Source organism: Paenibacillus sp. S28 (genome assembly GCF_016624415.1).
GTDB lineage: Bacteria > Bacillota > Bacilli > Paenibacillales > Paenibacillaceae > Paenibacillus_AQ > Paenibacillus_AQ favisporus.
On record NZ_JACVTM010000005.1, the window covers coordinates 421,831 to 436,248 of the forward strand.

Sequence of the window (14,418 nt, forward strand, 5' to 3'; positions counted from 1 at the left end):
GATGCCTTTATGATCAGCGTATTAATCGTGGACGATGAATTTGAAATTCGCGAGGGGCTCCGCAAGCGGGTCCCCTGGAATGAATACGGCGTTAACGCCGTCATGGCGGCTTCGGATGGGGATGAGGCTCTGCAAATGGCCCGTCGCCATCAGCCGAATCTGATCGTGACGGACATCAAGATGAACCGGATGTCGGGACTTGAGTTTCTGGCGGAGCTGCATACTTTACCGGATTACCTGTGGAAAGCGGTGCTGATCAGCGGCTACGACGATTTCAGCCTGGTCAAACAGGCGATCCAGCTTGGAGCGATGGACTATATCCTGAAGCCGATCAAACTGGATGAACTGGAGCGGATCGTCCGTAAAGCGGTGGATGCGATCGAACGGGAACGGCTGCAGCAGCAAACGCATGACCGCCTCACGTACCAGGTGCAGTTTGCGGAGCCGAAGCTTCAGGAGGAGCTGCTGCGTGAAATGGCGGAGAACGAATACGATCCGTACCGCGAGACCCGCATCTCCCACCGCCTGCAGTCGTTGAGACTGGACTGGATGAGCCGGATGCCGCTGCTGCTGATGGCCATTGAAGGGGACGACCTAAGAGCGCTGCCCGCCCGGCCAGGCATGCCGGATGAGAAGGAGCTTGTCTTGTTCGGCATCGGCAATGTCGTCAGCCATACGCTTGCCGAGCAATTGAACATGCCGTCGGCCTTGTTCAAGGATACGCACGAGCGGTGGGTGGCCGTCATCGGCTGCCCCGATCCCGGGATGCTTGATTCATGCCATGCCACCGCCGAGACCTGCCTGCTTCGTATCAACCAATTCGTGAAGGTCAAGGCCAGCATCGGGATCAGCCCCGCACCCAAAGAGCTGAACAAACTGCATCAGCTCTACGTGGATTGCACCGAGTCCCTGGAGCAAAAGGTGGTCTGCGGGGGCAACCGGGTCTTCACCGGCAGCGTAGAGGACGGAGCCGCAGAGGTCGGCAGGCTGACGATCCGGGAGCCGGGGGCGGTGCTTGATCTGGTGAAGTACGGAACGGACGCCGACATTTCGGAATCTATGGCTGACTTTGAGGATATGGTCAAATCGTGGGAGCTGCCCAATCTAAAAGATATCCAGCAGCAGTTGTTCAAATGGCTGATGGGAATTTACCGTACGGCCGCGTCGGCCGGGTGGCCCGACCGTTCCTGGGAGCAGGACCCGATCGGTCTGTGGGAGCAATTGGAGCAGTATGACACGCTGCAGTCGCTTCAGGATCAGGTGGAGAGCCGGCTGCTGTCCCTGGCCGGAGACTTCCGCAAAATGGCGACCTCCTCCAGCCAGATCGTCCAGGAGGCCGAGAAGATGATCCGTACCCGCTACGCAGAAAACCTGTCGCTGCAGTCGGTGGCCGCGGCCGTTCATGTGACGCCGATCTGGCTCAGCAAGCTGTACAAAAAAGAAAAGGGCCGCACCTTCATCGAGGAGCTGACCAACGTTCGTATTGCCAGAGCCAAAGAGATGCTGGGCGATACGAAATATAAAATTTATCAGGTTTCCCATCAGGTGGGGTACAAGGATCCGGTCCATTTTACGAAACTGTTCAAAAAGCTGGTCGGCGTTACGCCCAAAGAATTCCGCCGTCTGCAGGGGATTCTGGATGATTAGGTCTTTTCTCCGGCTGGCCTCCTCGCTACGGAACCGGATGATTCTGATCTTTCTCGCGATTACGATCGTTCCTTTCATTTTATTCTCGGCTTACGCGCATACCAAGTCGGTGGAAGGAATCCAGCAGGCCAATGCTACCTTCTCCATGAGCTATTTGGAGCAGTCCAAGATTAATCTGGAGGCGTACTTGGCCAAACTGAACGACCAGATGAACGAGCTGATCGGAGACAAGAAGCTGCAAGATTTGCTCGAACAGCCGCCGGCCAGCAGCCAGGATGAAGTATCGGCCTCGGTGGACCTCCTTAACATCGTGTACCAGAAGAAAAAGCAGATGGATGCGCTGCAGCTGCGAGTCTATCCGCTGAATTCCGAGGCCTATCCCACATACTTGAGGGCGCTCGAAGTTACGACATCGACCCGAAATGAAGAATGGTTTCAGAACGCGGCGAACAGTACGCTGCCGATCTGGCATCTGTCGATGGATGGAGGGCCGAACCGTGGTCCGCTGCTCTCCTATGTCAAAACGTTCACCAGCCTGCATAATCGAACGCCGAGGGGGCTGGTGGTGGCCGATCTGGCGGATAACCATTTCAGCCGCTTCTTCTCGCCGACCAAACGGCTGCAGGGGCAGAAGTTCCTGATCGTCGACGAAACAGGGAAAATTGTTTACGATTCGGCGGCAAGCGAGTGGACCGGAGAGCAGCTGCCGTCCCCCAAATTACTGGCGATGCGGAATGATCGCAAGGAGGGCGTTGAGACGCTGTCTATTTATGACGAGAAAAATTTGATCGCCTTTGTCCGCATGGACAGCCTGCCCTGGACGATCGTCAGTCTGACGCCGATGCACGCTTTGACGGAGCCTATTACGGCGATGCAGAGACTGCTGATCTTTTTTCTGATCGCTTATATGCTCTGTGCCGTTGGGGTGGTCATCTATCTCACACGGAATTTTACCCAGCCCGTCTTCCAACTGGTCCGGCTGATGCGCAAGCTGGAGGAAGGGGATTTCAGCATGCTCATTCCTCATCAGAACCGCAAGGACGAGATCGGCTGGCTGTATCGCGGCTTTGGCAGCATCGTCCGGAAAATCGAAGATCTCATCCTGCAGTCCACGCGCGCCGAGCGAACGAAGAGGGAGCTGGAATTTCAGGTGCTCAGCCACCAGATCAACCCGCATTTTCTCTACAACACGCTGGAATCGATCCGCTGGAAAGCGGAAAACCACGGGCGCAACGATATTGGGGAGATGGTATCGGCGCTCGGGAATTTGCTGCGGCTCAGCTTGAACCAAGGCAAAGACATTACGACCGTCGGCCGCGAAGTCGAGCAGGTGAAGGCCTACGTGCAGATCGAGCAGGCCCGCATCGGCATGCCGCTGCGCGTTCTGTATTTTTTTGACGAAGAGATGCTGGATATGACATTCATGCGCCTGCTGCTGCAGCCTTTGGTCGAGAATGCCATCCAGCACAGCATCCGCGGCAATTTCGAGAAGGGCAAGGTCATCCTCTCCGGCCGCGTGGAAGAGCGGGATCTGGTCATCGATATTAGCGATAACGGCAAGGGAATTCCGGAAGAGGTGCTGAAGGAGTTGAACGATGCGGCCGGCAACCGAAAAATGGCGGGCAGATCCGGCGTCGGACTGCGCAATGTAAACGAACGGCTAAAAATTTATTTTGGCCCTGATTACCAGCTGCGGATCGAGACCCAGGAGGGCAAGGGAACCAAAATTACGATCCGTCATCCGATTCTCCCGCCCGGCGGGGAAGAGAGGACGACGCCTGAACGGGGGGCGGATCAGGAAGTCAGCTGAGCGTTAAATCTGGTATTGCGGCATGGGGAGGCGCCGTGTACAATGTGGTTATATATCAAATAACGAAGTATGATATATCATACAGATGAGGGGAGAACATACCATGACCACTCAGGGAATTCCGAAAGCCTTTATCAAACCGGCTGGCCAAAATCCGGTCATCACCAGTATTTACACGGCGGACCCTTCCGCCCATGTGTGGGAGGACGGAAGAATATACATATACGCCTCCCATGATATCGATCCGCCGCGGGGATGCGATCTGATGGACGCATACCACGTATTTTCCTCAGATGACCTGGTGAATTGGGTCGACGAAGGCGAGATTCTCCATTCGCGGGACGTGGCCTGGGGGCGCCCGGAAGGCGGATTCATGTGGGCTCCTGACTGCGCTTACAAGAACGGCACGTATTATTTCTATTATCCGCATCCGAGCGGATCGGACTGGAACGATACCTGGAAAATCGGCGTGGCAACCAGCGATAAGCCGGCCAGCGGATTTGTCGATCAAGGCTATATCGAAGGGCTCGGCGGCTTCGCCATGATCGACCCTTGCGTCTTCGTCGATGACGACAGCAGGGCGTATATGTATTACGGCGGCGGCAGCAAATGCCAGGGCGGAGAACTGGGCGAGGACATGATGTCCATCAAAGGTTCGATGCAGGACATGACGGGTCTGGAGGACTTTCATGAAGCCGCCTGGGTGTTCAAGCGGGGCGGGCTGTACTACCTCACCTACGCCGACAATCTGGAGGACAACAACCGGATGAGATACGCGACAAGCCGGCATCCGCTCGGCCCGTGGACCTATCAAGGCATTTTCCTGGAACCGACCGGCTGCTCGACGACACATGGCTCGGTGGTGGAGTACAAAGGACAGTGGTACCTGTTCTATCATAACCAGGACATTTCGGGACACGGGAACCTGCGCAGCGTGTGCATCGACAGCCTGTATTTTAACGATGACGGGACCATTCAAACGGTGGTTCAGACCAAGAACAGCGTCAAGCCTGTCGGTGAAGCGCCGGAAGCCGAAATTTCGGCCTACTATGCAGCGTCAGTAAGCACTACGGGAGGCGGTGCTGAAGTTACGGGCGGATCTGGGGCAGAAGCAGTCGTCCGAGGACTGGACGCCGAGGGGGCTTACTGTGAATTCGGCGGTGTCGACGGCGGCAGCGGTGGACGGGCCGCACTGTACATCCATTACGGCACGGAAGAAGCCCTGGCCAAGCTGAATTTAATGGTCAACGGCCATGATTACACGCTGATCAACGCCCCCGGAACGGGAAGCGGCGAGGAAGCGGTGGGCACCGCGTCGTTTACGGTCCGTCTGCAGCCTGGAACGCAGAATACAATCCGGCTGACGGGCGGGCATGGCCGCATTGCTGTAGGCGGACTGTCGGTCAGCCGGTTCGAAGAATAAGAGATTTGGGCTTAGCTTAAACAAGCGGCCCCTGTACACCGGTTAGCTGTTAAGCTTATCGGCGGCAGGGGCCGTTTATGGTTGTGCCAGGGATTTAGTAAACCGCGTCTCCTGAATGCTGTCTTCCTTCCGTTAATCCGCCGTTGCAGGCCCGGTCGAGGCCCTGGGAACGAGGCTTACGGGGATGGTCGTGATGACGGGGCGACGGTCTCCGTTCAGAATGAGGTCGGCGATCGTTTCGCCGATGACGCTGAAATTTTGGTCGATGGTGGTGATTTGCGCGCTGCCGGTCACCGCCCACTCGATATTGTCGAAGCCGGTAATGCTCATCTGCTTGGGTACCCGGATCGACAAACCGAGACAGCACATGTACACGTTAAAGGCGACCTCGTCGTTCTCGCACTCGATGGCGGTGACCCCCGACCGGTAAAACCCGTTGATGATATGCTTCAGCATATGGTAATCGGGCGTGACATTAAATTTGACGTACTCGGAGACCACTTCGAGCCCGTGGTCGTTCATGCATTTCGTAAACCCGCTAAAGCGTGCGGACAAGCTGGACATGTCACGGGGCGAGAAGCGGGAGACGTAGGCGATCCGGCGGTGCCCGTAATCGATCAGATGCCGGGTCAGCTGGTAGCTGCCCTCGAAATTGTCGCAGACCACGCTGCTTAAATAAGGAATATCATGCGGCTTATCGAGAATGATGACCTGCTTGCCCTGCTCGGTAAACTTCCTGAGCACGTCCAAATGCAGCTCGTTGCCCGCCGGATACAGTATGAGGGTGTCCACGTCTTGAGCAAAGAGCCGGAGCAGCAGGCTTCTCATCTTATCCGGATCCGGCTCGCAAATATGGATCGCCAAATGAACATTGGAGCCGTCCAGCCGCGCAGTAGCCGCCTCAACGATCCGGAAGAAACCGCCCTGGTTGACGGCGAAAGGCAGGATGACCGGAATGGTCCTCCCCGGTGCCAGTTCGTCCGGAAGGGAAGTGACAGAGCTTGCCGGCTGAGCCGATAGAGGAATGCGCCGCACGAAGCTCCCCACCCCGCGTTTGCGGTACAGGATGCCGGCCTGCTCCAAATCCTCGATTGCCCGTTTGGAGGTAATGCGGCTGACGCCGTATTGCTCGGACAGGCTTTTCTCCGTACAAATCGGCTTATCGTATTCGAACTGATGATTTTCAATTCTGGCGAGGATGTCGTCCTTAATCATTTGATATAACAATTTTGATGGGTCTTTCGGCATTATTTTTCTCCGATTCTCGTTAAACGTTCTTTTAAATGTGCACACAAGCCGTGTATAGCTTTCATTTAGTATATCAAACCAAGCCGATATTTCAATCCATCCGGAACACCTGATACCGTTTCCTGTACTCGCCGGGGGTGAACGAGGTTTGGCGTTTGAACAGACGCGTGAAATAGTTGTTGTCCCGAAATCCGCATTGTTCGGCGACTTTGACCAGGGGCAGCTCCGAATGCGCCAGCAGCCGCTTGGCCCGCTCCATCTGCAGATGATGCCGGTATTGAAGCGGACTCATCCCCGAATATTGTTTCAGGCAGCGCGCCAAGTAATCGAAATGGTAATGCAGATCACGCTCCATGCCGGCGGAGTCGAAGGGAGCCTCAAGGGTGTCCGCCAAATAGGCTGCGACCTGCTCTCCAAGGAAAAAAGAGCGGGCATGCGGACTGCCTTTTCTCATGCTTCCTTGCAGCTCGATCAGGAACTTGCCGAATAACATGTGCAGTTCGTAGACCCCGTAGGGGGTAAGCATGCCGTGCACTTTCAGCATGTCCTGCAGGATCGGCACCATCGTTCGCAAATCGATTTCGGCAAATTTGGGGATGTCCACCAGGCCTGGCTGGGCCTGGGTATCCTGATCCGACCGGTTCAGCAGCGGCTGATGCCAGTGGTTTTTCTCAGTCAGAACCGGCTGCTCGTCCGCCGGGTATTCGAAATGGATCCAATACACCTCGGTTTCACGATCGGTCGGACGGCAGCCTCGGTGCGTCTTGCCAGGCTCCAGGACGAGCATCGTTCCCTCACGGATATCATACGAAACCCCATCCTCTTCCATATATAGCGTGCCTTTGGCGCAAACGATCAGGTCAAAGGCTTCGAATTGGCGCTCGGCGTGCATCACGCCCGCCTGCCACACTGTATGGCCGACCGCGGCCAGCAGCGGAAACGGCGGCACCTTGAGTTCAAGTACGAGCATATCGCTAAAGCTCCTTTTCGGAAAAAACGAATGTAGAGATTGTACTATAAGAAGTCGCCATTGTCAGCTGTGTCAAGGGAAATGATCCTGTAGAGTGGTAGATATTATATGATTTAAGTGAAGTTAGGGAGGCAGTGAGTTATGGATCAACAGGCACTCATCCAAAGGCAGCAGTGGTTTGTGAACCAGCGGTTCGGGATGTTTATCCACTTCAACAGCGCGACGTTTCAGTTTGCCGAATCGGACATTATCGATTGGGAGTACGATCACGAGAACGGGGATGAGCCCCGCCGGTTCCCTTTTGACCCGAAGGACTGGAATCCGGAGCAGCTGGACTGCTCTCAGTGGGCGAAGGCCGCCAAATCGGCGGGGATGAGCTTTGCGGCATTGACCGCGAAGCATCATGAAGGCTTCAGCTTGTGGCCGACCGAGCATACGGAGCATTGCGTACGCAACGCAGCGAGCCAGCGGGATGTCGTCAAGGAATACCTGGACGCGTTCCGGGCGGAAGGGATCGAGGCGGGACTGTATTTTTCCATGCTGGACCTGCATCACCAAATCGGCCGGAGAAAATGCACGCCGGAGGATAAGCAGTTCATTAAAAACCAGCTTGAGGAGCTGCTGACGAACTACGGCGAGCTTCCGTTCCTCATTATCGACGGCTGGAATGCCCATTGGGGCGGCCCTTCGTACGAGAACCTTCCGTTCGAGGAAATCGACGCATGGGTGAAGTCGCTGCAGCCTCAGTGCTTGCTGATGAACATCAGCTGCGAGACCAACCTGAATCATACGGACGTCGTTTTTTATGAAAATGCGGCAGGACAGGAAGTGGAAGACGGCTTTGTGGGACCGGGGGCCAGCTGTAACGTGTTAACGAAAACCTGGTTCTGGAGAACGACGGATACGGCCAGGGAGCTGAAAACGGTGGATTGGGCACTGGACATGGTTCAGGACTGCAACCGCCAGAACGTGACCTTTCTGTTGAACGGGGCTCCCAACCGGCAGGGACTGCTGGACGCGAACGTACTGGAGCGCTTCCGGGAGATTGGACAGCGGTACCGGAAACCGGAAGACCTGACCGTCATTCCCGAAGGATGGCTGACCCGGGGGTAAGCTGCTGCAAGCCCTTGAAGCGATTTAATGGAGCAGCATGGGATGACGTTTGGCGGACGGAGCGCAGCCCAGCACCTTTTTATACGCGCGGAAAAAAGAAGAATAATCATGGAAGCCGACGGCGGCGGCCGCCGAACTCGCGGTATGGCCTTGAAGCATCAAATTCTGCGCCATCACGACCCGCTTATGGATGATATAATTGCCGATGGTTGTACCTGTAGCTCTGCGGAACATTTTGTTCAAATGATGCTTGCTGATGTAAAAGGCGGCGGACAGATCGTCGAGCGAGACCGATTCGGTGATGTGGTCGTTGACGTAAGCGATAATCCGCGGGACCGATGGTCCGGAGGAAGAGGCATCCGAGGTGCCTTTCAGCGCATAGCTGTGGATCAAGATCTGCGACAGCAGCGCCTCGAGGCGAACCCGGAGCGCAAGATCGCGAATGGCGGCATCGGCGTGCCGGGCATCCATCAGCTGCTTGAAAAAAGTAAACATGACGCGGTTTCCGTCATCCTTGTAATAGATCCCTGCCGGACCATCATCGGGATGGAAGGGAGACAACAATGCGGACTGGTTTTCGGGCGGAAGAAATCCGGGCACAAAATGGAGCGATATCCTTTCATAAGGGATGTCGCTTTCGATTTTTACGCCGTGGAACACGTGTGGGGCGATGAGCAGCAGGCTGTGCGGTTCCGGTACGTAGCGCTTGCCCTCGACCAGATAGCTGACTTCTCCGGCGATAAAATAGTACACCTCGTAAAAATTGTGGCAGTGCAGCGCATATTGGTCCGTTTTGCGCCGGTCGGCCGCATGGTGGAAATTCAATGAGTCGGTATGGATATTTGCGTACAGCATCCGTTCGCCCCCTTAAGCGATGTTGGGTTTAGTCTAACGAATGACCGCTATATTTGCAATGTTATGGCTTCGATTTACAATGGCGATTCCGGGTGCCGGGACTATAATTAAGGGGAGAATGCACTTTTGGAAATCTTGAAGGAGGGGCCATATTTCATGATTTTAGGCGCACAATTGTATACCGTTCGATCCTTTCTCCAGACGGAAAAAGATATTCGGCGAACATTGCAAAAAATTGCGGCTATGGGCTATACAACGGTCCAGATTTCGGCCATCGGTTCCATCCGTCCCGAGACGCTTCGCGCCATTTGCGACGAGCTGTCGCTCCAAATCGCGCTGACGCATACGAGCCCGGACCGGATCCTGAACGAAACGGATCAAGTCATTGAGGAGCATCATATTCTGGGCTGCGATTACATCGGAATTGGATCGATGCCTGATAAATACCGCGGTCTCGACTGGTATGGGTATTTCGCGGAAGACTTCCGGGAAGCGGCAGGGCGGATCGCCAAGGCAGGCAAGCTGTTCATGTACCACAACCATCATTTTGAGTTCGAAAAAATCGGCGGCAAGCGCCTGATTGAGCGGCTGGTGGAGGATTTCACGCCGGAGGAGATGGGCATTACGCTCGATACATATTGGGTACAGGCGGCCGGCGCCGACGTATGCGAATGGATCGGCAAGTTGAAGGACCGCCTTCACTGCGTGCATTTGAAGGACATGGCCGTCCAGGGAACGCAGCAGCTGATGGCCCCCGTCATGGAAGGGAACATGAATTTTCCGGCAATTTTGAAAGCGCTTGAACAAGCGAATACGAAATATTTGCTGGTCGAGCAGGACGTATGCCAGACGAGTCCGTTCGACTGCCTGCAGACGAGCTACAACAATTTGGCTTCCCTTGGCTACCGCTAAGGAGAATGGAGGGTCTAGATGTCTAAATTACGGATCGGCGTCATCGGGATGGGCAATATGGGGTCGGATCATGCGAAAAAAATAAACAAGGGTATCGTGCCTGAAGCGGAGCTGACCGCAGTGTCGGAAATGGACGGCAACCGGCTGGAGGGCGCCAAAACGTATTTGCAAGGCGATATCGGGTACTTTGCGACTCCGGACGAGTTGATGGACAGCGGCCTATGTGATGCCGTGATTATTGCGACGCCGCACTACGACCATCCAAGGCTCGCCATTATGGCTTTCACCAAAGGGCTGCACGTTTTATGCGAAAAGCCGGCCGGCGTCTACACGAAGCAGGTGCGGGAAATGAACGAGAAGGCGCGGGAAAGCGGCCGCATCTTCGGCATGATGTTTAACCAGCGGACCAATCCGATGTACCGCAAAATGCATGAGCTTGTGCACAGCGGCGAGCTTGGCGCGATTAAGCGGGTGAACTGGATCATTACCGACTGGTACCGGTCGCAGGCCTATTATGATTCCGGAAGCTGGCGCGCCACCTGGGCCGGGGAAGGCGGAGGCGTGCTCATCAACCAATGCCCGCACAACATCGACCTTCTCCAATGGATTTGCGGCATGCCGACCCAAGTTCGTGCCTTTTGCCATGAGGGCAAGTGGCATAACATCGAGGTGGAGGATGACGTCACGGCATATATGGAATTTCCGAACGGAGCCACGGGCGTATTCGTCACGACGACCGCCGACCTGCCGGGAACGAACCGTTTGGAAATTACGCTGGAAATGGGCAAGCTAGTGTGCGAAAACAATACGCTGACGCTGCACAAGCTGAGCCAGAACGAGCGTGAATACTGTTTTACAACGAAGGACGGCTTTGCCAAGCTTCCCGTGGAAGTGTCCGTCATCGAGACGCAAGGTGACAACAGCCAGCATACCGGCGTCATCGCTTCGTTTGCCAAGGCCGTCCTGGACAGTGCGCCGCTGATCGCTGACGGTGAGGAGGGCATCAACAGTTTAATGCTGTCCAATGCGATGCATCTGTCGAGCTGGATCGGCGACACCGTAGCGCTCCCCATCGACGAGGATCTGTTTTTGGAGGAGCTGAATAAGCGGATAGCGGCGTCGAAACATAAGGTGACTGCTGGGATCTAACAATAGAAAGGTATGGCGAGTTGAAAACGGCGGAAGGATTGGACAATGTTTTGTGATCCGGACTGAATTCCAGCCGCCGTACCTCGCTAAGAGTTCAAGCAATATTCCAAGCGATAAACTGATTCCGCCATAGCTGCTGCAGCATGTCTCGGGTACAACCGCATCGCGGCAACAAATGAAAAGAGCCGACGACTGCGTCAGCTCTTTTCGCTTGTAAACGGAGCGATATGAAATCGATCGAGGTATGCCTGAATCGCATCGGTATCCTGATGAGGTTCCGCCAATGCGACGTATCCGTCCGGCCGGACGAGAAATGCCGTATCGGGATGCATGCCGGCTGCTTTCATGGATGGCGTCCATCCCATTTCATGCAAGGGGATGCCTGTCGTTTCGCTGAGCTGGCGCAGACTTTGCGATGCCTGGCCGTACACATGCAGCTGCCAATTGACGGATTGCAGCGGTTCGAAGTTGTCCCCATGGGCGGTCTGAATCCAGGGCAGACGGTCGCCGCCGTGAACGGAACCGGAAGCACCGCTGCTCAGCATGCTGTCCCGGTAACGGATTTGCGTTTGCGACAGCCGCTCGAAGGCCATTTTTCGTATAGGCGGGACATCGAGAAGCAGGGGAACGATATGGGGAATGACCATGTCCTGAACCAGGGAGGTCATGATGCCGCCCCCTACGAGCGATTGGAACAGCCGGTCTGTGGTGGCCACGAGCGTCCGGGCAAAAGCAATCCGCTCCGTCTCGTAGGAATCGAGAATGCCGGCGTCCGCTTTGTCCAGAAGAACCGTGGCAAGCTTCCAGCCCAGATTCATGGCGTCCCCAATGCCGGTATTCATCCCTTGCCCTCCGACCGGGCTGTGCACATGGGCCGCATCCCCGGCGATAAAGACCCGCCCTTTGCGGAAGTGCTCGCATACCCGGTGATGGCTTTTATAAGTCGAATACCAGTTCACCTGGCTGATGTGCACACCCGTATTTCTTTCCACATAAGGAATCAGAGGCTCCAAATCCGCGGGAATTCCCTGATTCAGGATCTTGGGCGGAATCAGTCCGATGAGCCGGACCTGTCCGCTCGTGCGGATCGGGAAGACCAGACAGAAGCCTTCTTCAAAAAAGTTCATTGTCACGTTTGTCACGGGCTCTTTACTCCCCACATCAGCCACGAAAAACATCTGCTCATACGTTCCTCCGGGAAATTCCAGTCCCATCTCCTTGCGGACCGTACTATGCGCCCCATCGCATCCGCACACATAGGCATACGCTTGATTCTCTTCGATCCCTTGCCGGGTCGTGACGGCATGCACCGCTTCATTCCCTTCCTGAAGGGAAACGAGCCCGGTATCCCATTCCACATGGATTCCTTTGGAGTCGAGATGCTCGATGAGAAGGACTTCATGCTCGTCCTGAGGCAGGCTGAGTACATAGGGATAGGGGCTGATTTCTTCGCCAAAATCACCAAAGTTGATGGTTCCCTTAAGCTTGCCATTCTTCATAATTTGGCCGGTATGCATGGGGATGCCGCGCTGCACAAATGAATCCGCTATGCCGAACTGCTGGTAGAATTCCAGGGTTCTGGCATGAACGACCATGGCTCTGGAGGCTTCTCCCGGTCCAGTCCGTTGATCGATGAGCCGAAAAGGGATTCCCTGCTTCTCCAGGGCCAGAGCCAAAACGAGGCCGGTAGGACCGGCGCCGACAATCAATACCTGAGGTTGCATGATCGCTGCCTCCTTTTTTTGGAGCTTATGTGTACATTATAGTTTTTACCCTTCGAAACGCCATCAACAAAAGGGCTGATTGTGATCAGTAAGCGGCACAAATAGGTGGAGTGTTCAGGGAGCCGGGGAATATGGTTTGGAAGCTGGGGCTGTTAAATCAGATTATATCGGAAGAGAGAGGCATTTTTAATGTGAAATGAGAGGATCCGGTGTCCGGATAAGTGAGAGAATTAGCAATTAGCAAATGGTATATTGTGGTATAATCGAAAGGACAAAGTAACCGGTGGGAGGACGCGGCGAAGCGAACCCGAAAGGGGGTGGCGCCGTGTCCATTCTTGAATTGGCCATAAAGCTTTTGGACGGACTGCTGAAGCTGGTCGGTATTATTACTGGCCTGAAAACTTTGGTCAGTGCCTGGAAGCAAGCGCGGCTTAACAAGAAAAACCACCGGGATTAGGTTGGACGCCTTGGAATCCGGTGGTTTTTCATAGAATTATGAAATTCTCGCCGTGGTCGCCCGCCGGCCTTTGTCAAAAGTCACGATGTTACCAGCATCGTGGCTTTTTTAGTTTACGCTTGATCTATTTCAAGTATACCACAAAAAGCGGACCGCTACACGGTAAGCCTTAAGGTAACGGAGGTACAGATAATAGCAGATAAACAACGGCTGGGAGCAACCACCTGCTATTCTACTGAATTTTCAAGACGCTCTCAATATAAGAGTAGTTACATATAAAATGGTAAATCCGAAAGAATTAAACTTTTTCTAGTAACAGGGGTTTTAAATATGAATGAAAAAGTGAGCGAAGTCTGCTGTCCTTCGTGGCCATGGTTAATGATCCTAATTAGAAATGGGGTATAAAAATGACCTTTAAACGAGTGGTTGTGGCGATTAGTGTGATTGCGATCCTCTTGCTCGTTGCATTCCTTACTTTGAAAAATTTCGGAAATCATCTAGGGGATGTTATGGAGCAAATGGGGTAACAGCCAGAGCGAGACCAGCGTTGTGGTTTCATGAATCCTATGAGTAGATTTATTTAAATAGAGAGGATAATACAAAATGTTCAAAAAAATTGTCATTCCTGTTTTCCTAACCAGTCTCCTAACCATTTTTATGAGTATTTCCGCAAATGCTTCTCCTCCAAGGATCGTTTATTCTTTGTACGTCCAATTAAATGGTGCTCCAATTGAATCAAATTCGACACCCCCATATATTGACACGGCTACAAATACCGCATATGTTCCGCTAAGGGTTATTTCAGAAGGAATGGGACAATCGGTAAGCTGGGACAAAAATAAACAGCAAGTGACCATTCAATCGAATGACGGAACCGTCATGACCATGACAATCGGAAGTACGACTGCTTATGTAAATGGTGAGGCGAGAATTCTGCCAAGCGCTCCTGAGATGCCTTTTATGAGAGTCATGGTGCCCATCAGATTTATCTCTGAAGTGTTAGGGGCAACCGTCAATGCATCCGCCAAGGATAGCGCGACGTATGTTGATATTTCCTTCAAGCCGTAAAATATCAAAGACATGAATATTTCCTTTACATTTGCTAGGGGC

General features: G+C 54.1%; 12 protein-coding genes. 8 read left to right on the plus strand and 4 right to left on the minus strand.

The genetic code is table 11. From position 1 onward, the window contains the following. Positions 1-9: 9 nt before the first annotated feature. The 3 genes from IAE55_RS15540 to IAE55_RS15550 all read left to right on the plus strand — a co-directional run bounded on the left by IAE55_RS15540 (position 10) and on the right by IAE55_RS15550 (position 4,880). Positions 10-1,647 (plus strand): response regulator transcription factor, encoded by a 1,638-nt coding sequence (locus IAE55_RS15540; protein ID WP_105445614.1) that lies wholly within the window; start codon positions 10-12, stop codon positions 1,645-1,647. Next, positions 1,640-3,457: a cache domain-containing sensor histidine kinase gene (locus tag IAE55_RS15545; protein WP_200633194.1), complete on the plus strand. Its 1,818-nt coding sequence runs from the start codon at positions 1,640-1,642 to the stop codon at positions 3,455-3,457. Before IAE55_RS15540 ends, IAE55_RS15545 begins: the two co-directional genes overlap by 8 nt. 103 nt (positions 3,458-3,560) lie before the next feature. Further along, positions 3,561-4,880, plus strand: a complete 1,320-nt coding sequence (locus IAE55_RS15550) for a family 43 glycosylhydrolase (RefSeq protein WP_200633195.1) — start codon at positions 3,561-3,563, stop codon at positions 4,878-4,880. Between the two features lie 132 nt (positions 4,881-5,012). Here IAE55_RS15550 and IAE55_RS15555 read toward each other — a convergent pair whose 3' ends face one another. After that, positions 5,013-6,128 (minus strand): GntR family transcriptional regulator, encoded by a 1,116-nt coding sequence (locus tag IAE55_RS15555; protein WP_200633196.1) that lies wholly within the window; start codon positions 6,126-6,128, stop codon positions 5,013-5,015. Between the two features lie 91 nt (positions 6,129-6,219). Next, positions 6,220-7,098: an AraC family transcriptional regulator gene (locus tag IAE55_RS15560; protein ID WP_200633197.1), complete on the minus strand. Its 879-nt coding sequence runs from the start codon at positions 7,096-7,098 to the stop codon at positions 6,220-6,222. A 141-nt stretch (positions 7,099-7,239) separates the two neighbouring features. Between IAE55_RS15560 and IAE55_RS15565 the strand changes: the two genes are divergently transcribed. Next, positions 7,240-8,211, plus strand: a complete 972-nt coding sequence (locus tag IAE55_RS15565) for an alpha-L-fucosidase (RefSeq protein ID WP_200633198.1) — start codon at positions 7,240-7,242, stop codon at positions 8,209-8,211. A gap of 24 nt (positions 8,212-8,235) precedes the next feature. On the opposite strand, the gene IAE55_RS15570 is transcribed toward IAE55_RS15565, so the two are convergent. Further along, a complete protein-coding gene (locus IAE55_RS15570) occupies positions 8,236-9,066 on the minus strand; it encodes a helix-turn-helix transcriptional regulator (protein WP_089549063.1) in 831 nt (276 codons plus the stop codon). A gap of 156 nt (positions 9,067-9,222) precedes the next feature. Between IAE55_RS15570 and IAE55_RS15575 the strand changes: the two genes are divergently transcribed. Beyond that, entirely contained in the window at positions 9,223-9,978 is a 756-nt protein-coding gene (locus IAE55_RS15575; protein ID WP_145161213.1) for a sugar phosphate isomerase/epimerase family protein, read from the plus strand. Positions 9,979-9,996: 18 nt separating this feature from the next. After that, positions 9,997-11,127 (plus strand): Gfo/Idh/MocA family protein, encoded by a 1,131-nt coding sequence (locus IAE55_RS15580; protein ID WP_145949730.1) that lies wholly within the window; start codon positions 9,997-9,999, stop codon positions 11,125-11,127. A gap of 197 nt (positions 11,128-11,324) precedes the next feature. Here IAE55_RS15580 and IAE55_RS15585 read toward each other — a convergent pair whose 3' ends face one another. Next, a complete protein-coding gene (locus IAE55_RS15585; RefSeq protein ID WP_200633199.1) occupies positions 11,325-12,851 on the minus strand; it encodes an FAD-dependent monooxygenase in 1,527 nt (508 codons plus the stop codon). A gap of 325 nt (positions 12,852-13,176) precedes the next feature. Here IAE55_RS15585 and IAE55_RS34125 point away from each other — a divergent pair, with 325 nt between their 5' ends. Further along, entirely contained in the window at positions 13,177-13,308 is a 132-nt protein-coding gene (locus IAE55_RS34125) for a hypothetical protein (RefSeq protein ID WP_258168998.1), read from the plus strand. 603 nt (positions 13,309-13,911) lie between these two features. Further along, positions 13,912-14,376, plus strand: coding sequence for a copper amine oxidase N-terminal domain-containing protein (locus tag IAE55_RS15590; RefSeq protein WP_200633200.1), 465 nt, complete (start codon positions 13,912-13,914; stop codon positions 14,374-14,376). The last annotated feature ends 42 nt before the right edge of the window (positions 14,377-14,418 follow it).